The sequence below is a fragment of the Arthrobacter sp. Soil782 genome (genome assembly GCF_001428435.1).
In the GTDB taxonomy this organism is placed as follows: domain Bacteria; phylum Actinomycetota; class Actinomycetes; order Actinomycetales; family Micrococcaceae; genus Arthrobacter_D; species Arthrobacter_D parietis.
In genome coordinates this window covers 221762-243523 of record NZ_LMSO01000001.1, presented here as the reverse complement: position 1 = coordinate 243523, position 21762 = coordinate 221762, and the positions used below count along the sequence as shown (strand labels likewise).

The window sequence follows — 21762 nt, the reverse complement described above, 5'->3', positions numbered from 1 at the left end:
ATCCAGATGTGACCCTCCGACTATGTTGCGAAGATCACTACCTGCGCTGCGTCCGGGCCAAGACGAGAAGTGCAAAGCCCGTCAGAAGAGTTCGTCCTGCACGGCGATGGGCGCGGATCGGAATTCCCCAAGCTCCACGCGACGGCCCCGCAGGAGCGCGAGGTTCAGGAGGAACCTGCCTTCCGGCACAGCGATCAGTGCGGTTTGCCCGAGCAACGCAAGGACGGCCCCACCGTGATCCCCTGTCTCAAAGCTGAGCGGGTAGACCGACGCCCGCGCTGTCAGTACCTGTTCCCAGCTGCCCGGCGGGTCCCACTGCTCCTCCACCGTTTCGAACCCATCAATGCCGACGTCGGCAGCCAGCAACTGACGCAGGCCATCTGCCGCTGCGGCATTCAGAACATCCAGATCCCTGGGCGCCCGTGGGCGGGCCAGGGCCGCAGTCTTCGCCGCCGACCGGACAGCCTGCGGCAGGCCTGCATGGCGGGTTGCAGCGTCTTCAAGGACGCGGACTATCCGACCGTCGTCCGCACGAGCGACATAGCGGGCAACGACTGCGCCCTGCTCGGTCAGCCGGCTCCATTTGCTGCGGTGCGAGGCCGTTCCCACCTTGGTGGCGCCGTCAGCGAAGGTCGCGACATAGAGCCAGTGCTCCTGTGCGAGATAGGCGGCAAGCCCGGGAGGCGCCACACCGGAGCGGTGAACGTCGTGCATGAACCGGAAGTCATCACGCGCGAAACAGGGGCCGCACTGGTAGCCGCGCTCCGCCGTCGTCTGTTCCGGGCAGGGAAAGGAGCGGCGGTCCTTGGGTCCCAGCACCTTTGAATAGCCCAGGCAGAAGCGTGCGCCCCTGTCCCCGAGGAGTCGGAATCCAAAAACTGCCGGAAGATTCTCAAGCGGCAACGACGCCGGAGCGCCCGGCGGCGTGGCAAGGGCGAGGGACGGACCGGACCGGTCCCAGGACACACCGTGGCACAGGAAAGGTCCGGTCAGCATGTCGCAACGCTACCGGACCTCCCTGTTTGAAGTACGCCGCCGGAGGGGTTAGGCCGTCTGCCCCTCGTGCGGGCCTTCGGCGATCTCCTCGAGCACCTTGTCATTGAAGGCGGGCAGATCATCGGGGTTACGGCTGGTGACGAACCCCTTGTCCACGACAACCTCATCATCGGTCCACTCAGCACCCGCGTTACGAAGGTCTGTTTCGAGCGTGTGGTAGGAGGTCATCGACCGGCCGCTGACCACGCCGGCTTCGATGAGCAGCCACGGAGCGTGGCAGATCGCAGCTACGGGCTTGTGCTGTTCAAAGAAACTGCGCGTGAAGGCCTGTGCGTCCTTATCCACCCGCAGATGGTCCGCATTGACGACGCCGCCGGGCAGCACCAGTGCGTCGAAATCCTCGGCCTTTGCCTGGCTGAGAGGGAGGTCGACGGGGAATTCGTCACCCTTGTCCGTGCCGTTGAAACCCTGCACCGAGCCCTCGCCGGGCGCCACGAGTGTGGGCACTCCACCAGCACCCTTCACAGCTTCCCAGGGGCTGGTCAACTCGACCTGTTCCACGCCGTCCGTGAGCAGGAAGGCCACTTTCTTGCCGGAAATATTGTGCATAGTCATGCTTCCTCCATTCCGTTGGCTTACGGGTTAAGCCTAGGAACGATTGGAATGATAAGCAACCTGACTATTACAGGCCGTCAGCTACTGCGGCGGCAGCAGCAAGCCAGGCACCCTGTGTCGCCGGCTTCAGCGCCCCCCAGCGGATGCGGCCCTTCAGCAGCGCCACATCATAAGGAATGGTGACGGCGCTCCGCGCAAGCTGTGCGAAACCGTCCGCAATCTGCTGGGCCTGCGCCGCTGTACCGTTCTTGTCTGACTGGCTGACAATGACGACGGCGTTCTGCGACAGCTCCGCATACTTCCCACCGCGTGCACGAAGAGCCTCGAGCAGTAGCGCGCCCGCTTCCGCGTGCTCCTCAAGCGTGGTGGTGGCGATGACCAGCTGGTCCGTGTGGTGGATCATGCGCAGCCAACGCTCGGCGGTCTCATCATTTCCGGAGTCGACGATGTTCAGCCGGAAGTACTTTGAGGCAACTTCGTGGAGGGCGTCGAAATTCTCGGCGGTGATTTTCTGCTCGGAAGCGAGCACATCCGGTTTGGACCGCAGGACGTCGTATTTGTCTTCCGTCTGGTGGTGGACGTAGCGGGCAAGCAGCGCAGACTGGGCGGAGGGAGCCAGCAGCTGACTTGTCTCGGGCAGCAGGTCCATCACCGAGGAGTTGTGTGGCCCCTGTTCGGTGCGCCAGCCCAGCGTGCCGCGGGTTTCGTTATTGTCCCAGGCGAGCACCGGTCCCCCGCCGTTCCGGGCGAAAACCGCAGCGAGCATCACGGTGGTCGGCGTCTTGTTTGCGCCACCCTTGCCGTTCACCACGGAGATGGTCCGTGGACCCGGCCAGTGCTGGCTCACGGCACGCGTATGCGCCCGAATGACCAATTCCCGCTTCGATGGCGCAACGCGGATCCCCAACCGGGACAGTAAACCGCGGAAACCGGTCTCTGCGGGAACAGTTCCGTTATCCGATGCCAGGAAGGAACGGCGCCGGCCCTCGGCTGAGTCCTGCCGGCGCGACTGGCGTGGCGGGTCAGCGGGGGTGCTGGGCACCGACGGAACGGGAGGCAGGGTGGTGACGGCCGTCGTCGTGCCTGGTCCGGTTTCTGGTTGCATGCGGCCCTCCGGCGCGGTGGGTGGTGTCGTGGCGGGAGCCGACGGCACGGGAGCGGATACGGCGGGCGTCATGGGACCGGCAGGCGCCACGGAGCCGGCAGCGGGTGCTGGTGGTTGCCGGGGAAGGACCACGGGAACGGACGTGGTGCGGACGCTATGGGCCGATTCGTCGAAGCGGATGTCGAGCACCGGACGCCGGACGGTATCCTCGGTGTGGCCCTCCGGCTGTGCGCCCTGTTGCGGCGCCTGCGGAGCCGGTGACAAGCGGTCCGCGAAGCGGGGGACCTCCGAGATGGGCCCTGTTCGGGGGTCACGTCCGGTGCGGCGTCGGCTTGCCCGGGTTGGGAAGTCTTCCGGGTTCTCGCCCGGCCCCCAGGCCGAATCGTTGTCAGTCATGGTTCCTGTCCTGTCGATGTGCCTCGCGCCCCATACTATAAGGAGGCTGACCACAGCCCGGCCCTGTGCAGGCACCGGGAAAACACAACAGGCCGACAGCTCACTGCGAGCCGCCGGCCTGACACTTGTAGCGGTGGCGGGACTCGATCCCGCGACCTCACGATTATGAGTCGTGCGCTCTAACCAGCTGAGCTACACCGCCATAAATGAGACTGCCCGCTCCAATCTTACGATCTTTGGCGGGCCTCCCATTTGAGAGCCCCCCACCGGAATCGATCCGGTGACCTCGTTCTTACCAAGAACGCGCTCTACCACTGAGCTAGGGGGGCAACAGCAGAAAACTTTACCAGCTAAATCGCGTGCTGAAAAATCGAGCCGCGGGGTGGCCCAGCACAGCGAAAAGCGCCGGTGTTGCGCACAAACGTGGGGAACTTCCCACGAATCTGCACAACACCGGCGCTTTTGCGGAGGACGGAGTTTAGCGTCCCTTCAGGGTGCTGAAGTTACCACTTTTCGCGGCGGCCGTTACCGGCACCAGCGCCCTTCTGGTGACGCGGCTTGCGTTCGCCGGAGGGTGCTCCGCGGTCGCTGCGGAATTCGCCGTCGTGCGAGCGCTCGGCGCGGAACCCGCCGTCGTGTCCGCGGTCACCGCGGTAGCCCTCACCCTTGCGGTGCGGCTTCTTGAAGTCGCCGGCGGGGCGGTCGCTGTTGGGGCGCCGTCCCTTGTCCAGCTCGAGGTGGATCAGTTCGCCGCCGATGCGGGTCTTGGACAGCGCGCGCCATTGGTCCTTGGAGAGCTCGGCAGGGAGCTCAACCAGGGTGTGGTCCGCGCGGATGTCAATCCCGCCGATTTGCGACGACGACAATCCACCTTCGTTGGCAATAGCTCCAACGATAGAGCCGGGCATGACGCGCTGGCGGCGACCAACGGCGATGCGGTAGGTGGCGTTGCCCTCGGTGAGGGTGCGCGTGGGTCCGCGGGAGCCGAAGGCGTCCTTGCGGCCGCCTGCGCGCTCCTTCTGGCCCGCCGGCGCCTGCGGGATGTCCTTGACCAGGATGGGGTTACCACCCTGGGACATGACGGCGAGCGCTGCGGCGATCTCCGCGGCGGGCACGTTGTGCTCATTTTCGTAGTTCGCGATCAGGTCACGGAAGATCGAGACGTCCTCAGTGGCGAGGGTCTCGGTGATGCGCTCCGCGAACTTGTTCAGGCGGAGCTCGTTGACCGCCTCGGTGGAGGGCAGGTGCATCTGCTCGACCGGCTGGCGCGTCGCCTTCTCAATGGAACGCAGCAGGTACTTTTCCCGCGGCGTGATGAACAGGATGGCATCGCCGGAACGGCCCGCGCGGCCGGTGCGGCCGATGCGGTGAACGTAGGACTCTGTGTCATGCGGGATGTCGTAGTTGACCACGAGGGAGATGCGCTCAACGTCGAGGCCACGGGCTGCGACGTCCGTAGCCACGAGGATGTCGATCTTGCCGTCACGCAGGGCCTCAATGGTGCGCTCACGCTGCTGCTGGGGAATATCACCGTTGATGGCAGCGGCCTGGAAGCCCCGGGAACGCAACTTGTCCGCCAGGTCTTCAGTGGCCATCTTGGTGCGCACGAAGGCAATGATTCCGTCGAAGTCCTCGACCTCAAGGATGCGCGTCATTGCGTCGAGCTTGTGCGGGCCCATGACCTGCAGGAACCGCTGACGGGTATTGGCGCCGGTGGTGGTCTTCGACTTAACCGTAATTTCCTGCGGGTTGTTCAGGTACTTGGAGGCGATGCGGCGGATGGCGCTCGGCATGGTCGCCGAGAACAGCGCAACCTGCTTGTCCTCCGGCGTTCCTGCGAGGATCTGCTCCACGTCATCGGCGAAGCCCATGCGCAGCATCTCGTCAGCTTCATCGAGCACGAGGTACTGCAGGTTGGACAGGTCCAGTGATCCCTTGGACAGGTGGTCGATGACACGTCCCGGGGTGCCGACCACTACCTGAGCGCCGCGGCGCAGGCCTGCCAGCTGGGGGCCGTAGGCCGATCCGCCGTACACGGGCAGCACGGTGAAGTTGTCGATGTGCTTGGCGTAGGAGGCGAATGCCTCTGCGACCTGGAGCGCGAGCTCGCGGGTCGGTGCAAGGACGAGGACCTGCGTGAACTTCGCAGGACCGTTGAGGTCCGCGAGCTCAGCCATCCTGGACAGCGCGGGAATGGCAAACGCGGCGGTCTTGCCGGTGCCGGTCTGGGCGAGGCCTACGACGTCGCGCCCTTCCAGCAGCACCGGAATGGTGGCCGCCTGGATGGGGGACGGCTTTTCGTAGCCGACGTCGGACAGCGCTGCAAGTACGCGGCCGTCGAGGTTGAAGTCGGTGAACTTCACATCAGGCGTGCCGGTGTCTGCAGTTTCGGTTTCAGGGGTGGCGGTAACGTCAGGGGACAGGTTTTCAGGCATGGGGAAGTTGACCTTCACTAGGAGCCGGGCGGCGTGGTGAGCCGCATGAACAGGAAATCCAGCGCTGTTTCAATCCCGCGGCAGGACCATACATTCCAACTTTGCACCGCTATCACAGCGGTGAAGTGCAATGTTTCTGACCGGCGCTCCCTGAATGAATCTGCCCGCCTCGCTCAACGATGCGGGCCCCAACACAACCAATCCATGCCGCTTGAGGGCAGGAATAAAGGGAAAACCGGTGTGGGGGATGTTTCAAGTGTACCCCACGGAGCTCCCGGCTCTTCCATGGGAGACGCAATCGCGACGTGAGGCTGCCCACAGGACCTCTCCGGCATCGTTCAGAACAGGTCAGGCTGGCACCTGCTGTGCCCTCATCTGTGCCTGTGCCCGGGCGAGCACTTTGGCGACGTCCGGCGTGAGGACCGCGCCGTCGTCGTGCGCTGCCTGCAGCCTCGCTGCCTGCTCAGCTGACATGCCGGCGAAAAGCTGGCCGACCGTCACCCCGTGTTCCGGGCGGTGTTCGACGACGACGGCGTCCCCCGCCTCAATGCGCCCGCCCTTCAGGACGCGAAGGTACGTGCCGATCCTGCCTTCCGCGGCGAAGCGCTTCACCCAGTTGGGCTCCCCCAGGTAGCGGGCGAAGTTCATGCACGGAGTCCGCGGCTCAGTCACCTCGAGGAGAACGTCTCCGATGCGCCACCGTTCACCGATTACCGCATGGGTGGCCTCGATCCCGGAGACGCGAAGGTTTTCGCCGAACTTGCCCGGCACCATGTCGCGTCCCAGTTCCGCTGACCAGAAATCGGCGTCCTCCTGCGAGTAGGCGTAGACAGCCTTGGAAGGGCCGCCGTGGTGCTTTCGGCTCGCCTGGATGTCGCCGGTCAGGCCGAGCGGATGCACTTTGATGGGCCCGGCGGCAGCCCGCTTGTCGATCGCCGTGACACCGGTGGAGTCCTTCGTGGGCAGCAGGGCGTGAACGCGGCATACGGCAAGAAGGGCACCTGTTGTCATGTAGCGATGGTATCCGGCGGCGCGCACGTCACGCGCGGGCCCTTTTCAGGACGCCGAAAACCCGCCGTCCGCCTTGATGAGCTGCCCATTGATCCACCGGCCCGCCGGCGAAAGAAGGAAAGCGACGACGCCGGCCACATCCGCCGGCGTGCCGAGGCTCCCCGTTGGCTGCTGCTGGACGAGCGCTTCGCGTACCTCGTCGGTCATCCAGCCGGTGTCCACCGGACCCGGATTCACAACGTTGGAACTGATCTTCCGCTCCCCCAACTCACGTGCCGCAGCGATCACGATCCGGTCGAGTGCGCCCTTTGATGCTCCGTACGGCAGGTTGTGCACCGTGTGGTCACTGGTCAGCGCGACGATTGCGCCGCCGTCGTCCGGGCACTGCAGCGCGAAAGCGCGGATGAGCTGCCAGGCTGCGCGGACGTTGACGGCGAAGTGACGGTCGAAGCTTTCCACCGTCGTGTCAAGGATGGATGAGTCAACGCTCTCCGCGTGCGAGAGCACCAGCGCGGTCAGCGGACCGAGCTCGGCGGCGTCGGAGATCAGTGCATCCGGCGTGCCCGGTTGCTCCAGATCGGCCGGCAGCAGCGTGACGCGTGAGCCGATCGCCTCCAGCTCCGCGGCGAGATCCCGCAACTGGGCGTATGGATCCGAGGCCTGGTTCACCCGCTCGTCATAGGGGTGCCAGTAGGAGAGGACAAGGTCCCATCCCTCCGCGGCGAGGGCGCGGGCGATTCCCGCCCCGATCCCCTCGGGACGGCCGGCGCCGGTGATCAGGGCTGATCGTTGCATCATCGGATCAGTGTAGGCAGACGGTAAGTTTGGTTGTGACCCCCACCACCGGCGAAAGGTCTCCACCATGACTGTCACAGCAATCATCAACGCGCACGTCGTTCCCGTTGAAGGCGAACCCTTCGACGGAACCGTGCTGATCGAAAACGGCAAGGTCTCCGCACTCGGAGCGGACGTTACCGCTCCGGAGGGTGCCGACGTCGTCGACGCCGACGGCAAGTGGCTCCTCCCCGGCTTCGTCGATGCGCACGTGCACCTCGGCACGCATGAAGAAGGCGAGGGATGGGCGGGCGATGACACCAACGAGATGACGGATCCCGTCACCGCCGGCGTTCGCGCCCTGGACGCGGTGAACCCCTTCGATCCAGGATTCGACGACGCCCTGGCCGGCGGAGTGACCTCGGTGAACGTGAATCCCGGATCCGGTAATCCGATCGGCGGCCTCGCCGTTGCGATCCACACGCACGGCCGGTACATCGAAGAGATGGTGCTGCGCTCCCCCAGCGGGCTGAAGTCCGCCCTCGGCGAGAATCCCAAGCGCGTGTACGGCGAAAAGAAGCAAACGCCATCCACGCGGCTAGGCACCGCCATGATCATCCGCAAGGCGTTCATGGATGCGCAGAACTACATGGGCAAGGCAGACGAGAACGCCCGTGACCCGAAGCTCGAGGCCCTGGCCATGGTGCTGCGCCGTGAAATTCCCTGGCGGCAGCACGCCCACCGCGCCGACGACATCGCCACTGCGCTGCGCATCGCGGACGAGTTCGGCTACGACCTGGTGCTGGACCACGGTACCGAAGCGCACCTGCTGGCCGATGTGCTGGCGGAGCGCGGGATTCCGGTGCTGATCGGCCCGCTGTTCACCACCAAGTCCAAGGTGGAGCTGCGCGGCCGCTCGATCGCCAACCCGGGCAAGCTGGCGGCGGCCGGCGTCGAAATCTCCATCATCACCGATCACCCGGTGATCCCGATCAACTTCCTGGTCCATCAGGCAACCCTCTCCGTGAAGGAGGGGCTGGACCCCGTCACGGCGCTGCGCTCGATCACCATCAATCCCGCGAAAGTCCTGGGACTGGCTGAGCGCATCGGTTCCCTGGCACCGGGCAAGGACGCCGACGTCGTCCTGTGGAGCGGTGATCCGTTGGACGTCATGCAGCGTGCGCTCACCGTCTGGATCGGTGGCAAAGAGGTTTACCGATACGACGAGGCGGCGCGCACCGGCGTCGTAGCCCCCAGAGGCTGACATGGCACGACAGCCCCGCCCCGACCTTCCGCCACGGCCGCTGACCATTCGGGCAGCGATTGCCGTGGAGGTGCTGGTCAGCGTCCTGTTCCTGATCGCCGCCGCAAGCTTCCTGATCTCCGCGGCGGCCCAGCAGATAGACCGGGCGGGGCTGATCGGCCTCGGTGCACTCCTGGGCGTCCTCGCGGTCGTTCAACTGGTGCTGGTGCTGGGACTCCGCCGGGGCAAACGCGGCGCCCGTGAACTCCTGACCACCATCGGGTTCATTGTCGGAGTCCCGATCCTGGTGCGCCGGACGCCCGGCCTGTCCGTGGTGTGCGTGGTCATGCTGATCGGCGTGATGCTGATGTGGCTGCCGACGTCGACAGCCTGGTTCCAGCGGATCAGCCCGAAGCCGCAGAACAAGTGGGTGCGGCTGGCCAGCCGGACCGTCAGCCCGTTCCGGAAGAGCTGATCCCCTAGAGGTTCGTGAACGCCTTCTCAAGGTCCGCGATGAGATCCTCAACGTCCTCGATGCCCACGGACAGGCGCACCAGATTCTCCGGCACCGCCAGCTCAGTGCCCTTGACCGAGGCATGCGTCATCTCGGACGGATAGTTCATCAGGGACTCGATGCCGCCGAGGGATTCCGCAAGCGTGAAGAGTTCGGTGGATTCAGCGACCGTGCGCGCGGCCCGCTCTCCGCCTTTGAAAGACACGGAGATCATGCCGCCGAAGCTGCGCATCTGGCGCGCCGCAAGCTCATGGCCGGGGTGATCCGCCAGGCCCGGGTAGTAGACGCGCTCCACTTCTTCACGGCCCTGGAGCCACTGGGCGATCGCGAGCGCATTGGTGCTGTGCCGATCCATCCGCACACCGAGGGTCTTCAGCCCGCGCGTGGTCAGCCACGCCTCCATGGGCGCGGATACGGCGCCCACTGCGAATTGGATGAAGCCCACCTTCTCGGCAAGGTCAGCGTCATTGAGGACGACGGCGCCGCCGCTTGCATCCGAATGCCCACCGATGTACTTCGTGGTCGAGTGGACAACGACGTCGGCACCGAACGAGAGCGGCTGCTGCAGGTACGGGGTTGCGAACGTGTTGTCGACAACCAGCACCGCGCCGGCCCTCTTCGCGACGGCTGCAATGGCTGCAATGTCGGTGATTTTCATCATCGGGTTGGACGGCGTCTCAACCCAAACCATGCGGGTTTTTCCGGAGTTCACCGCATTTTCGACGGCGTCGAGATCCGACATGTCTACAGCTGAGTTGGTGATCCCCCAGTCCGCGAGCACGCGGTTGATGAGCCGGTAGGTTCCGCCGTAGGCGTCGTTACCGAGGACGATGTGATCGCCGGGCCGGAGAGCTGCCCGGATCAGGGCGTCCTCGGCAGCAAGGCCTGAGGAGAAGCTGAACGCGTGCTCCGCCCCCTCAAGCGCTGCGAGCTGCGCCTGGAGGGAATCACGGGTGGGGTTGGTGCCGCGCCCGTACTCATACCCGTTGCGCAGCTGGCCAATGCCGTCCTGCGCGAAGGTGGTCGTCTGGTACAGCGGCGGAATGACCGCGCCCGTGGTGGGGTCAGGGGTCTGCCCGGCGTGGACCGCGCGCGTGTTGAAGCCGTTGGTTGAGGTCACTGGGTTGCTCTCCTTCGAAAGGTTTAGCTGCTCAGATACGTCAGCAGGTCGTGGCGCGTAAGTATTCCCACGGGCGCTCCAACGAAGGTAACCATCAGGGCGTCGCTGCCCTGGAGGCGCTCACGCGCGGTGGCCACCGATTCAAGCGATCCGATGATCGGCATCTTCTCCCCCATGTGCTCGGAGATCTTGTCGGTGAGCTTGGCTGTGCCGTGGAAGATCTTCTCCGTGAGATGGCGCTCATCGACGGAGCCGAGGACCTCGCCCATCACCACCGGCGGTTCCTGCGAGAGGACCGGGATGTTGGACACGCCGAACTCATTCATGATCATGATGACGTCCCGGACGGTCTCATTCGGGTGGGTGTGTACGAGGTCCGGCAGCGCACCGTTCTTCGAGCGGAGCACCTCGCCGACCGACGACTCGTCACCGCTGTCCATGAAGCCGTAGGACTTCATCCAGTCATCATTGAAGATCTTGCCGAGATAGCCGCGGCCGCTGTCAGGCAGAAGAACGACGACGACGTCCTCCTTGGGAAGTTCCTTCGCCGCACGGAGCGCGGCCGCTACCGCCATACCGGACGAACCGCCCACCAGGAGGCCCTCCTCACGGGCGAGCCTGCGGGTCATGGCGAAACTCTCGGCATCGTTCACGGGAATGATCTCGTCCGGAACCGAGGGATCATAGGCGTCCGGCCACATGTCCTCGCCGACTCCCTCCACGAAGTACGGGCGCCCGGTGCCGCCGGAGTAGACCGAGCCCTCAGGGTCTGCGCCAATGACGCGGACGGCCCCCGACTCGCGGTCCTTCGAAATGTCCTTGAGGTAGCGGCCGGTGCCGCTGATGGTGCCGCCGGTGCCCACGCCGGTGACGAAGTGGGTGACCCGGCCATCGGTGTCACGCCAGATCTCAGGGCCGGTGCTCTCATAGTGGCTGAGCGGGCCGTTGGAATTGGAGAACTGGTCGGGCTTGAAGGCGCCCGGGATCTCACGGGTGAGCCGGTCCGAGACACCGTAGTAGGACTGCGGGCTGTCTGGCGCTACGGCCGTCGGGGTGACCACCACCTCGGCGCCGTACGCTGCCAGGACGTTGCGCTTGTCCACGCCCACCTTGTCCGGAACCACGAAGATGCACTTGTACCCGCGCTGCTGGGCAACCAGCGCAAGCCCGACGCCGGTGTTCCCCGACGTGGGCTCGATGATGGTGCCGCCGGGCCCCAGTTTGCCCTCTTTTTCTGCGGCGTCGATGATCTTGACGGCGATGCGGTCTTTCACCGATCCGCCGGGATTCATGTACTCCACCTTCACCAGGACCGTAGCGGCGATGCCATCAGTCACCTTGTTGAGCTTGATGAGGGGGGTGTTACCGATGAGATCCAGGACGGAGTTGGCGAACTTCATGGTTAACAAGTTACCGCGATGCACTGACACTCTCCGACGGAGGAACCGTCACCGGCACGTGCGAGCATTAACAGCATGACCCTCACCGCTTCCGCCCCGGCCGCTCTGTCGGTCGAGTGGGAGCTCCATGAGCCGTACGCGCTACTGCCTTCCGTGGGACCGCTCCAGTGCGGCCCTTCCGATCCCACTGTCGTGATCCGAGAAGGCGCAGTGTGGATGGCTTTCCGGAACGACGACGGCGCGGCCACCCTTCGCTTGTCCCAGCGGGGCGGTCTGCGGTCATCTTCAGTGCACGCAACAGCGTGGGGACCGGGTGCCTCCCTTGCCCTGTCCTCGGTTCCGCGGCTGGTGGGATTGGTCGATAACTGGAGCGACTTCGACTCCCCTGCCTTCGCGGCCGCGCTGCCCGAGTTAGCCCGGAAGGGCCGCTATCTTCAGCCCGGCCTCCGGTTGCCTGCAACCGGAAGGATGCTTGACGCCGTCGTGCGCGTCATTCTGGAGCAGAAGGTGACGGGGCTTGAGGCGAAGCGGGCATGGCGGTACCTCGTGGCCCGCTTCGGTGATCCCGCACCGGCAGCGCCCGGCGCTCCGCGGGAGCTTCGGCTGCCTCCGACTGCTGCACAGTGGCGGCGGGTTCCGTCCTGGGAGTGGCATCGGGCAGGGGTTGATGCAAAACGCTCGGCGGCGGCGTTGCGGGCGGCCGGCGTCGCGTCCGGCCTGGAGCGGTTGGCTGGCGTGGACGCTGCCGGTGTGCACGCCGGGCTGTGCTCGATTCCCGGGATCGGCGTGTGGACTGCCGCCGAGGTGCTTCAGCGCACGCACGGATGTCCCGATTCGATTTCGGTGGGCGACTTCCACCTCGCGGCCTTCGTTGGCGCGGCGCTGACCGGCGAGCGCACTGACGACGCCGGGATGCTCGAGTTGCTCAAACCGTGGGCGGGCCAGCGTCAGCGGGTGGTGCGGATGTTGTACGCGAGCGGGTTCCGGAAGCAGGCGTACGGTCCGCGGCTGTCGCCCGAAGACCACCGGCGGCGGTAGGTTCTGTTCGGGAGGTTTTGCTCTGCCCGGAGGTTCTCCCGCCGCCAGGAAAGGATCATGCCATGAGGATTGCCGTTGCTGGAGGTACCGGAACAGTTGGCCGGCATGTCGTCGAGCGTGCGCGGGCGCGCGGGCATTCCGTTGACGTGCTCAGCAGGTCGGAAGGTGTGGACCTTACCGGGGGCCGGCCGCTTGATCTGAACGGTGTAGACGCGGTCATCGATGTCACATCCAAGGAAACCGCCAGCGCTGCTAAATCAAAGGCATTCTTTGGCGCTGTGACCCGGAAGCTCCTCGCAGCAGGGCAGAGCGCGGGCGTGAAAAACCATGTGCTGCTGTCGATCGCCGGTATTGACGAAGCCCCCTACGGGTACTATTCGGGCAAGCTTGAGCAAGAGCGTCTGGTGACCAACGGTGCGGTGCCGTGGACCATTCTGCGCGCAACCCAGTTTCACGAGTTCGCCGGTCAGATCTTCACACGGATGAAGGTTGGACCTGTCTCGATAGTGCCCATCATGCAGTCGCAGCCTGTTGCAGCGGTTGAGGTCGCCGATCGGCTCGTTGACCTTACCCAGGCAGGCCCTTCCCATCGTGTTCCCGACCTCGCAGGTCCCCGGGTTGAGCGGATGGCTCAGCTGAGCCGGCGTTGGGTAGCCGCTACCGGTGGAAAGGGCACCGTCCTCGAGGTTCCGTTGCCGGGAGGGCTGGGGCTGGCCATGCGGGACGGAACGCTTCTGGCGCGGCCCGGGTCCGAGCTCGGCTCACAAACCTTCGACGAGTGGCTGGCTCACGCCGTCCAGAAACCCGCTTAACGCGCGAAGGCCCCGGCTCCCGCTGTGGACGGGGGCCGAAGCCTTCGCGATGAAGCCTGGTTATGCCTGGCGCTGCGCGTCTTCAGGCTGCGCGCCGTCAGCCTGCGCACCGTCAACCTGGGCCTTGGCCTGCTGCTCGGCGACCTGCGCGTGGACTTCATTCATGTCCAGTGCCTTGACGGCGTCGACCAGCTCGGTGAACTGGTTGTTGTTCAGCGCACCCGGCTGCGAGAAAACGAGGACCTTCTCGCGGAACGCCATCAGCGTGGGGATGGAGGTGATGCCTGCTGCCGCGGCGAGCGACTGCTCGGCCTCAGTGTCCACCTTCGCGAAGGTGACGTCGCTGTGCTGCTGGGACACGGCGTCGTACACGGGAGCAAACTGCTTGCACGGGCCACACCATTCGGCCCAGAAATCGACGAACACGATGTCGTTCGTTTCGATGGTCTCGGGGAAGGTTGCCTCGGTGATGTCAATAGTTGCCATATCTTCACGCTAACGAGAATCAGCGAGGATGTCTCGTCCTGTTCGCTCTGCGCGAGGCCGCTTGGTACAACGCGAGGCTAGATGCGCGCAGACAAGACGGAGCGCTTCATTCCAATTCCGACAGGTGCGGGTGGCGGTTATCCACATTTTCCTGCAAGTGCCACTGTGGGCGGAGCGCTTCGAATAGCGTCAGTTTCGCGGACGAAAACGCTACGGAAAGGACGCAAGATGACCCGCCATACGGCTTTGATTCTCACCCACCAACTGGATGCTGAAGAATCACTCGAACGCAGCATCGCTCTGCTCGACGAACTGTTCTCGAAACTCCCTTTCATTCCTGATCCAGGACGCACGGAACTACATGCCGTGGCGCCTGCAACCGCGTTGAAAGAGAAGCTCGTGCTTCCTCGGGGACAGCACGGCGAGGAATTGGCAGCAACCCCGGCCGGAGACGTGCACCACCTTTTCGATGGGCAAAGCTGGCACACGCCCGAGCAGTGCCCTCCTGCGCCGATGGACAGCAATGGCGCTACAAGCTGGCAGTGGCCCTACTTCAACACACTGCACAACACAGATGCGAGCACAATCTGCTATCTGTGGGACATTCACCCGCTTGGTGCCCGAAGCGCTGCTTGATCCAGCGTGGACAAAGCGAAAGGCCCGCACTCCCCTGTGTTTCCGGGTAGTACGGGCCTTCGTGGCGAGTGGCAGATGAGGGATTCGAACCCCCGTAGGCTGTGCCAGCTGATTTACAGTCAGCCCCCTTTGGCCGCTCGGGTAATCTGCCGAACGTCTCGTGAAGAAAAACTCTTCAGGAAGACTGCCCGCGGATCGCCGTCCGCAGGCAAAATTACTTTACAGAACATCCCGCGCATTATCGAATCGTGTTCCGGTACAGCCGAATTCAGCGACCGGACGCCACCCGACGCTCGATCTGCGCGTAGAAGCCCTTCGCCTGGTCAGTGGTCCTGTGAATTAGGGTAGGAGCAGGAAAATACCAACCAGAAGGAGGCAACGGTGGCCAGTGAATCCACATTCGACGTTGTAAGCAAGGTAGACAAGCAGGAAGTTGCCAACGCGCTGAACCAGGCACAGAAGGAACTTGCCCAGCGCTACGACTTCAAGGGTGTCGGTGCTGAGGTCGATTTCAGCGGCGAAATGATCCTCATGAAGGCAAACTCGGAAGAGCGCGTCCTCGCTGTGCTCGACGTCCTGCAGTCCAAGATGATCAAGCGCGGCATCTCGCTGAAGTCCCTCGACACCGGTGAGCCCTACGCCTCAGGCAAGGAATTCCGCCTTGAGACCACCATCAAAGAGGGAATCGCACAGGACATCGCCAAGAAAATTAACAAGCTCATCCGCGATGAGGCACCCAAGGGCGTCAAATCTCAGATCCAGGGTGACGAGCTGCGCGTCAGCTCCAAATCCCGCGATGACCTCCAGGCCACCATGGCACTGCTCAAGAACTTCGACGAGGCTGACCTCCAGTTCGTGAACATGCGGTAGGCGTTCAAGCCACCCCACGACGACGGCGACGCACCCTTGAGAGGGAGCGTCGCCGTCGTCGTTCTGGGCTTGTAATCGGTACTACTGCAGGGTGCGCCCCGCCATACCCTCGAGACGGGCAATACGCTGCGCCATTGGCGGGTGGGAGGCGAACAGCTTCTTCACCCCGCCGCCGCGGAACGGGTTCGCGATCATGAGGTGCGATGTGTTGACCAGCTGCTGGCTCTGCGGCAACGGCGCCTGCTGCGTTCCGCGCTCGAGTTTCCGCAGGGCGGAGGCGAGAGCCAGTGGGTCTTCCGTGAGGCGGGCGCCGTCCTCGTCGGCGTCGTACTCGCGGGTTCGACCGATGGCCATCTGGATGAGCGCCGCAGCAAGCGGTGCAAGGAACGCCAACAGCAGCGCGGCGATCGGGTTTCCGCCCGAGTTCCGGTTGCCGCCCATCAACCCGGTGAAGGCGAACATCTGCGCAACCGAGGTGATGACGCCGGCAACAGCGGCGGCAACTGAGCCGGTCAGGATGTCGCGGTTATAGACGTGCATCAGCTCGTGCCCAAGCACACCGCGCAGCTCGCGCTCGCTGAGGATTTGCAGGATGCCCTGGGTGCAGCAGACCGCCGCGTTCTCCGGGTTCCGCCCGGTGGCAAACGCGTTGGGGGCCATGGTCGGCGAAACGTACAGGCGGGGCATCGGCTTCCCGGCCTTGGTGCTGAGCTCGCGCACGATGCGGTACATCGCCGGCGCCTGGTGCTCCGTCACCGGAACGGCTTTCATGCTGCGGATGGCGAGCTTGTCGCTGTTCCAGTAGCTATACGCGATGGAGCCGACACCGATCAGCGCGAAGATCCACAGGAACGCCGAACTGCGCGTTGCCGAAGCGATCACCGCACCGAACAGCAGGAAGATCCCCATGAGAGATCCGAAAAGCAGGGCGGTTTTGGCCCCGTTGAAGTGGTTGTGCACCTGTTCTCCTTGTTGACTTACCTACCGGTACAACGGCGCTGCGCCGCGACCTGTTCCGCCGCCGATTCCGCAGCCCTTCAGCGTGAAAGGACGGTGCACACGCAGGCGCGGTTGCCCTCACCGTCGGCCAGCACAGTGAAAGACGGCGCCTGCGCATCGTCGACGACGGTGCCTCCTGCGGCGACGGCCGCGGCGATGCGCGCGTCAGCGACGTCGTGCGGCACCCATACATCGAGGTGGAACCGCTGCCGTGGGGTCTCGTGCGCATCTGTGCCCTGGAACCAGAGCAGCGGAACGCGGCCGGAAGGGTCGACGATGTCGTTCCCGTCCACATTGCCGGCGTCGCCGGTGAGCAGCGCGGCCCAGAACGGTCCGGCAGCGGTGAGCGCCGCCGTGTCGAGCGCGAGTTCGATCTCGGCGAGCGCCCCGGGCTGCGGCGTCAGGCCCTGCTCGTTCGCAACGGAACTGATGGCCCGCGCGAGGTCCACATCGCGCTGTGTCAGTGCACCGACGTCGTGACTGATCAGTTTCAGGTCCACGTGCGGGTAGGTGAGGGTGACATCGGGATGGTGGTTGGCTGCTTCTGCGGCCTCGGTGACGGCGGTCAGGAACCGCAGCCCTGCGGTGAAGCTGCCGGTGCGGAAACGGGCGTGAATGCCCTGTGCGAGCTGGCGCCAGTCGTTGAGCCCGGCGTCGAGAATCTGCGTGCTGGTGAGCTTGTCCATGACCCCAGTATGTCGCGGCACGGGGCAGCTGTGACCCTTTGAGAGCGCCTCATTGCGCGAGGGTCATCGAGATCTGGTAGCGGTCGGATCGGTAGGTGGAGATCGAATACTCGATCGGCGTGCCGGGTTCTTCCGGTCCCGTGAACGAGCGCCGGTGAAAGAGAAGCACGGGGGCGCCCGGCGCGATCTCAAGCAGCCGCGCAATGTCCGCTGACGCAGCACTTGCCTGGACGGTTTGTTGCACCCGCCGCACCGGGTGCCCGGACGCCGAGAGCACTCGGTAGAGGGAGCCGGTCAGGTCTTCGGCCAGCAGGTTGGGCAGCAGCTCCGGCGAAAGCCAGGACTCGTCAACGCTGACGGGCGCATTGTTGGCGAGCCTGAGGCGCCTCAGCCGGTATGCCGGTGCATCCCCGGTCAGGCGAAGATGCGACGCAGCGGCCTCCGGCGGCTCAGAGAGCTCGGCTGTGATCACGCGGGTGCTGGGTTGAAACCCTGCAGCGCGCATGTCGTCATTGAAGGACGCCAGGTGCAGCACCGAGCGGACCATGCCATGGGACACAAAGGTGCCCTTGCCCTTTTCCCTCACCAGCTCCCCGTCCCGGACGAGGTCGGAGATGGCCCTGCGCACCGTGATGCGCGAAACCCCGAACATCTCCTCAAGCTGGCGCTCACCGGGCAGCGCTTCGCCCGGCTTCAATTCTTGCGCGAGCTCCTGGAGCTGGCGCCGCAGCCGGAGATGTTTGAGCTCGCCTGAGGCCGAGGCCGAACCGTCGCTGTGCGTTTTCTCCATGCATCTGTAATATCAGAACAACTGGTTATAACCAGTGACCGCGTCAAGAATTCGACCTGTGTCATCGGAAGAACCGGCCAGTATGAATTCGCCCTTGAAGAGGTAAGGACCCGCATGACGCCCTATGGCAGGCAGCCCACCCACCGCCAGGAAATTTTGTGCAGCTTCAGTGACTCCGCCGGCCTCGATGCCACCGAATCTGCACAAAATTTCCATCCCCGACCGGATGCCCGGGCCAGATGAACAGCGGCCAGGACCGGGTACTCCGCGGCCGGCTGGTCACCGGCCAGCCGGCCGCGGACATTCTTGACGGCGGCGCCATCTGGCTCGCCGGGGACCGCATCGAATGGTGCGGACCGGCGTCGGAGTTGCCAGCCTGGAGTCCGCAGGATGTCGAGGAGGTCCCGGTGATTCTGCCGGGACTGGTGGACCTGCACTGCCACGGCGGGGCGGGGCACACCTTCTCGGCTGACCCCGACGGCGCACGCGCTGCCGCGGTCCACCACGCGGCGAACGGAACGACGTCGCTGGTCGCCTCGCTGGTTTCCGCACCGGCTGAGGAACTGCTGGCACAAATTGAGGTGCTTCGGGACCTGGTCGATGACGGAACACTCGCCGGCCTGCACCTCGAAGGCCCGTTCATCGCCGCCGATATGTGCGGGGCACAGAACCCCGCGGCAATCATCGACGGCGATCCGGCCCTGCTTCGTCAGTGGCTCGAAACCGGGCGTGGAACCATACGGTCCCTCACACTGGCCCCGGAAACCGCCCACTTCGACGAGCTGGTGTCCCTCTGCCGGCAACACGGCGTCGTCCCGTCGGTCGGGCATACGGCAGCGACTGCGGCGCAGATGCGTGCGGCCCTTGAGCACAATCCGGGCGGGACGTGGTCGGCCACGCACCTGTTCAACCGCATGCCTCCGCTGGACCATCGCCGCCCAGGACCGATCGCAGTGCTGCTCGAAACAGCCCGCCGTGCGCCGGACTCCATGGTCCTGGAACTGATCGCCGACGGCGCGCACCTGCACCCGGACACCGTCCGGATGGTCTTCGGCCTCGTCGGCGCGGACGGTATCGCTCTTATCACGGATGCCATGGCCGCCGCCGGCATGAGCGACGGCGACTACACGCTCGGCACACTGGACGTCGAGGTGCGCAACGGAACCGCGCGGCTCGCTTCCCCGGACGGGACCGCCGGCGCCATCGCTGGAGGCACCAGCCGCCTGCTGGAGAACGTGCGGCGCTGCCGCGACTGGGGCATAAGCCTCGCCGATGCGGTTGCGGCCGCATCCTCCACTCCGGCACGGCTCATCGGGAACGACGACGTCGGAATGCTCAGCCCCGGACGGCGGGCAGATGTAGTGGTCGCCTCGGACGAGCTCGAAGTACTGCAGGTGTACCGCTCAGGTGCCCTGCGACAGCCAGCACCAAAGGAAAGGTCTTAACTGTGCAGGTCATCATCTGCGAGTCACCGGAACAGGTCGGTTCGCGCGCCGCAGACATCATCGAGGCACGCGTACGGCAAGGGCCGGCAGTGCTGGGCCTTGCGACGGGCAGTTCGCCGTCGGGAACCTACCGCGAGCTGATCCGTCGCCATCGGGAAGAACAGCTGAGTTTCAGCGACGCCACGGCGTTCACGCTTGATGAGTACGCGGGGCTCCCACTGGATCACGACCAGTCCTACCACTCAACCATTCGCCGCGAGTTCGTGGATCACGTGGACCTCCCGCTATCCCGACTGCTGACTCCTCACGGGGACGCGGAAGACCTGCGGGCCGAAGCCGTCCGGTACGACGAGGCCATTCGTGAAGCCGGCGGCGTCGACGTCCAGATCCTCGGCATCGGAGCGAATGGGCACATCGGCTTCAACGAGCCGACGTCGTCGCTTAATTCCCGGACCAGGGTCAAGACCCTCGCCGGAGCCACTCGGTCAGATAACGCACGGTTTTTCCCCGGCGGGGAGGTTCCCCAGCTCTGCCTGACCCAGGGGCTCGGAACCATCCGCGAGGCGCACCAGACGGTGCTGGTGGCGCTGGGCGCCAACAAGGCCGGCGCCGTCCGCGCAATGGTTGAGGGACCGGTGAGTGCGTTCTGCCCTGCCTCGGTCCTGCAGCTGCACCCTCGCGCCGTCGTCGTGCTGGATCCGGAGGCCGCCTCGGAGCTGCAGCTGATTGACTACTACCGCAGGGCCCAGGAACTGAACGACAAGCTGCTGGGCCGGTAGCACCGGCCAGGGCAGCGTCAGTCAGGGCAGCGCCGGTCAGGGTTCGGGGTTCCGGGAATCGTACTGGCCGAAGCGCGGTTGGAGGCGGGCCAGCAGCACCACTAGCAGGATGCACACGACCCCGCCCCACAGCGCCGTCCATCCCTCGCCGATCCACTCGGCGAACCCGCCGCCCAACAGCTCCCCCAGCCTGGGGCCGCCAGCGACGACGACGATGAACACTCCCTGCAGGCGTCCCCTCATGGCATCCGGAGTGGCTGACTGCAGAATGGTGCTGCGGAAGACGCCGCTGACCGAATCCGAAACGCCCGCCAGCAGCAGGCAGACGGCGGCGGGAATGATCCACGGAGTCATCCCGCCGTCGGGCGAGCGCCCGGCGAGGATGACGACCAGCCCGAAGGCGCTGATCGACGCGCCCCAGCCGACGACGGACCACTGGACCGCCCGCCCCTGCCGGTGGATGTGCCCCAACGGACCCGAGAACAGTCCGGATAGGACTGCCCCGAATGCGCTTGCTCCCAGCAGGATGCCGACGGTCAGCTCACCGCCGCCGATGAACACGGCACCCACCGCCGGCAGGAGCACGCGCGGCTGGGCCATGACCATTGCCGCAAGGTCAATGAGGAACGTCATCCGGATATTCGGCCGCGTGCCGAGGTAGCGGAATCCTTCGATGACGGTGGCAAGGCCAGCTCGGCGCACCGGCCCTTCCGGCGGCATGGCTGGCAGGCGGAACAGCGCCCACAGCGCGGCGGTGAAGGTAACGACGTCGATGGTGTAGGTCCAGCCATAGCCCACCTGGGCAATGAGCACACCGGCCAGCATGGGACCGACGGTGAAGGCGAGCCCAAACGTGATCATGGAGAGGGCGTTGGCTGCGGGAAGCAGTTCAGGGCGCACCAGCCGCGGAATGATGGCTGTTCTCGTTGGCTGGTTGATGCCTGCAAATCCGCTGTGGACGGCGATCAGGAGGTACAGCAGCCAGATGTTGTCGGCACCCATCCAGGCCTGCAAGGCGATGCCAATGGTTGACGCCCACAGTCCCAGGCCGGACAACAGCGCCACCTTGCGGCGATCATGCGCGTCCGCCACGGCGCCGCCATACAGGCCGGCGAAGATCAACGGCACCAGTGCAAACAACCCGATGAGACCGACGTTCAGGCTTGATCCCGTGATGTCGTAAACCTGCAGGCTGACCGCAACGAGGGTGAGGTTGGTGCCGATCGCGGACAGCGCCGTGCCGAAGTACAGTCTGCGGAACGCCGGACTTTCCTTCAGCGGAGTGATATCGGCAAGGAGTCTGGGCACCGGGCAAGTCTACCGGCGGAGCGGTTACCTCCGGCAACGACTCACGCTTCCTCCTACCGTTTCATCAGCCTGCTGATTTTCCTTCCTGCGGTGGCTAGGGTTGCCCTCACAGTGCGGTGCGTCGCCGATCATCCAGCGGGAGTCTCCGGAGCGGCAACGGCCAACTCACCGCAGGCGCTCGAATCGCTCGACCGGATCGCGGCGCTGCCCGCCGACAGTGTGCTGACCGAGCACGGCGAGCCATGGCTCTCAACTCCGGCAGACGCCGTCGCCATCGCTGGGTTGAGTGGGCCGTCCTGACGGC

General features: G+C 65.0%; 22 protein-coding genes and 3 tRNA genes. 9 read left to right on the top strand and 16 right to left on the bottom strand.

All coding sequences use genetic code 11. The features are described 5' to 3' along the window. Positions 1 to 81: 81 nt before the first annotated feature. The 8 genes from ASH00_RS01150 to ASH00_RS01115 form a co-directional block, all read right to left on the bottom strand. Positions 82 to 996 (bottom strand): DUF2797 domain-containing protein, encoded by a 915-nt coding sequence (locus tag ASH00_RS01150; RefSeq protein WP_082565818.1) that lies wholly within the window; start codon positions 994 to 996, stop codon positions 82 to 84. A gap of 48 nt (positions 997 to 1044) precedes the next feature. After that, complete coding sequence (locus ASH00_RS01145; RefSeq protein ID WP_056543877.1) at positions 1045 to 1611, bottom strand: type 1 glutamine amidotransferase domain-containing protein; 567 nt, start codon at positions 1609 to 1611, stop codon at positions 1045 to 1047. 67 nt (positions 1612 to 1678) lie between these two features. After that, complete coding sequence (locus ASH00_RS01140; RefSeq protein ID WP_056543874.1) at positions 1679 to 3112, bottom strand: MinD/ParA family ATP-binding protein; 1434 nt, start codon at positions 3110 to 3112, stop codon at positions 1679 to 1681. Positions 3113 to 3240: 128 nt separating this feature from the next. Next, positions 3241 to 3314: transfer RNA gene (locus ASH00_RS01135), tRNA-Met, on the bottom strand. Between the two features lie 55 nt (positions 3315 to 3369). Then, positions 3370 to 3441, bottom strand: a tRNA-Thr gene (locus ASH00_RS01130). 174 nt (positions 3442 to 3615) lie between these two features. Beyond that, positions 3616 to 5547 carry a DEAD/DEAH box helicase gene (locus ASH00_RS01125; RefSeq protein ID WP_056543871.1) on the bottom strand — a complete coding sequence of 644 codons (1932 nt, stop codon included), beginning with the start codon at positions 5545 to 5547 and terminating at the stop codon, positions 3616 to 3618. 348 nt (positions 5548 to 5895) lie between these two features. Continuing rightward, a complete protein-coding gene (locus tag ASH00_RS01120; RefSeq protein WP_056546447.1) occupies positions 5896 to 6558 on the bottom strand; it encodes an MOSC domain-containing protein in 663 nt (220 codons plus the stop codon). Positions 6559 to 6603: 45 nt separating this feature from the next. Then, positions 6604 to 7356 (bottom strand): SDR family oxidoreductase, encoded by a 753-nt coding sequence (locus tag ASH00_RS01115; protein WP_056543868.1) that lies wholly within the window; start codon positions 7354 to 7356, stop codon positions 6604 to 6606. Between the two features lie 64 nt (positions 7357 to 7420). Between ASH00_RS01115 and ASH00_RS01110 the strand changes: the two genes are divergently transcribed. Both ASH00_RS01110 and ASH00_RS01105 read left to right on the top strand, forming a co-directional pair. Further along, a complete protein-coding gene (locus tag ASH00_RS01110; RefSeq protein WP_056543866.1) occupies positions 7421 to 8596 on the top strand; it encodes an amidohydrolase in 1176 nt (391 codons plus the stop codon). Position 8597: 1 nt separating this feature from the next. Continuing rightward, complete coding sequence (locus ASH00_RS01105) at positions 8598 to 9050, top strand: hypothetical protein (protein ID WP_056543864.1); 453 nt, start codon at positions 8598 to 8600, stop codon at positions 9048 to 9050. A gap of 4 nt (positions 9051 to 9054) precedes the next feature. Here ASH00_RS01105 and ASH00_RS01100 read toward each other — a convergent pair whose 3' ends face one another. After that, positions 9055 to 10209 carry a cystathionine gamma-synthase gene (locus ASH00_RS01100; protein ID WP_056543859.1) on the bottom strand — a complete coding sequence of 385 codons (1155 nt, stop codon included), beginning with the start codon at positions 10207 to 10209 and terminating at the stop codon, positions 9055 to 9057. Between the two features lie 23 nt (positions 10210 to 10232). Beyond that, on the bottom strand, positions 10233 to 11609 hold the full coding sequence (locus ASH00_RS01095; RefSeq protein WP_056543856.1) for a cystathionine beta-synthase: 1377 nt from the start codon (positions 11607 to 11609) through the stop codon (positions 10233 to 10235). A 75-nt stretch (positions 11610 to 11684) separates the two neighbouring features. On the opposite strand from ASH00_RS01095, the gene ASH00_RS01090 reads away from it, so the two are divergent. Further along, a complete protein-coding gene (locus tag ASH00_RS01090; protein ID WP_056543853.1) occupies positions 11685 to 12647 on the top strand; it encodes a DNA-3-methyladenine glycosylase family protein in 963 nt (320 codons plus the stop codon). Positions 12648 to 12709: 62 nt separating this feature from the next. Continuing rightward, positions 12710 to 13459 (top strand): SDR family oxidoreductase, encoded by a 750-nt coding sequence (locus tag ASH00_RS01085; protein WP_056543850.1) that lies wholly within the window; start codon positions 12710 to 12712, stop codon positions 13457 to 13459. A 60-nt stretch (positions 13460 to 13519) separates the two neighbouring features. Here ASH00_RS01085 and trxA read toward each other — a convergent pair whose 3' ends face one another. Then, positions 13520 to 13945 carry a thioredoxin gene (gene trxA / locus ASH00_RS01080; protein ID WP_056543848.1) on the bottom strand — a complete coding sequence of 142 codons (426 nt, stop codon included), beginning with the start codon at positions 13943 to 13945 and terminating at the stop codon, positions 13520 to 13522. 228 nt (positions 13946 to 14173) lie between these two features. Here trxA and ASH00_RS01075 point away from each other — a divergent pair, with 228 nt between their 5' ends. Beyond that, the gene (locus tag ASH00_RS01075) at positions 14174 to 14581 is read left to right on the top strand and encodes a hypothetical protein (RefSeq protein ID WP_056543846.1); all 408 of its coding nucleotides are present in this window, start codon (positions 14174 to 14176) and stop codon (positions 14579 to 14581) included. A gap of 69 nt (positions 14582 to 14650) precedes the next feature. Here ASH00_RS01075 and ASH00_RS01070 read toward each other — a convergent pair. Further along, a tRNA-Tyr gene (locus ASH00_RS01070) sits at positions 14651 to 14732 on the bottom strand. Positions 14733 to 14962: 230 nt separating this feature from the next. Between ASH00_RS01070 and ASH00_RS01065 the strand changes: the two genes are divergently transcribed. After that, a complete protein-coding gene (locus ASH00_RS01065; protein ID WP_056543842.1) occupies positions 14963 to 15451 on the top strand; it encodes a YajQ family cyclic di-GMP-binding protein in 489 nt (162 codons plus the stop codon). A gap of 81 nt (positions 15452 to 15532) precedes the next feature. Here the strand turns inward: ASH00_RS01065 and htpX are convergent, their stop codons facing one another. From htpX to ASH00_RS01050, 3 genes are all read right to left on the bottom strand, one after another. Further along, complete coding sequence (gene htpX / locus ASH00_RS01060; protein ID WP_056543839.1) at positions 15533 to 16411, bottom strand: zinc metalloprotease HtpX; 879 nt, start codon at positions 16409 to 16411, stop codon at positions 15533 to 15535. A gap of 77 nt (positions 16412 to 16488) precedes the next feature. Beyond that, positions 16489 to 17136 carry a 4a-hydroxytetrahydrobiopterin dehydratase gene (locus tag ASH00_RS01055; protein ID WP_056543836.1) on the bottom strand — a complete coding sequence of 216 codons (648 nt, stop codon included), beginning with the start codon at positions 17134 to 17136 and terminating at the stop codon, positions 16489 to 16491. A gap of 49 nt (positions 17137 to 17185) precedes the next feature. Continuing rightward, entirely contained in the window at positions 17186 to 17926 is a 741-nt protein-coding gene (locus ASH00_RS01050) for a GntR family transcriptional regulator (RefSeq protein ID WP_056543831.1), read from the bottom strand. A gap of 239 nt (positions 17927 to 18165) precedes the next feature. On the opposite strand from ASH00_RS01050, the gene ASH00_RS01045 reads away from it, so the two are divergent. Together ASH00_RS01045 and nagB are read left to right on the top strand one after the other, a co-directional pair. Beyond that, positions 18166 to 19371: an N-acetylglucosamine-6-phosphate deacetylase gene (locus ASH00_RS01045; RefSeq protein ID WP_056543827.1), complete on the top strand. Its 1206-nt coding sequence runs from the start codon at positions 18166 to 18168 to the stop codon at positions 19369 to 19371. Between the two features lie 2 nt (positions 19372 to 19373). Then, complete coding sequence (nagB, locus tag ASH00_RS01040; RefSeq protein ID WP_056543824.1) at positions 19374 to 20150, top strand: glucosamine-6-phosphate deaminase; 777 nt, start codon at positions 19374 to 19376, stop codon at positions 20148 to 20150. A gap of 36 nt (positions 20151 to 20186) precedes the next feature. Here nagB and ASH00_RS01035 read toward each other — a convergent pair whose 3' ends face one another. Next, positions 20187 to 21458 carry an MFS transporter gene (locus ASH00_RS01035; protein WP_056543822.1) on the bottom strand — a complete coding sequence of 424 codons (1272 nt, stop codon included), beginning with the start codon at positions 21456 to 21458 and terminating at the stop codon, positions 20187 to 20189. Between the two features lie 90 nt (positions 21459 to 21548). On the opposite strand from ASH00_RS01035, the gene ASH00_RS01030 reads away from it, so the two are divergent. Beyond that, complete coding sequence (locus tag ASH00_RS01030; protein WP_157358957.1) at positions 21549 to 21758, top strand: hypothetical protein; 210 nt, start codon at positions 21549 to 21551, stop codon at positions 21756 to 21758. The last annotated feature ends 4 nt before the right edge of the window (positions 21759 to 21762 follow it).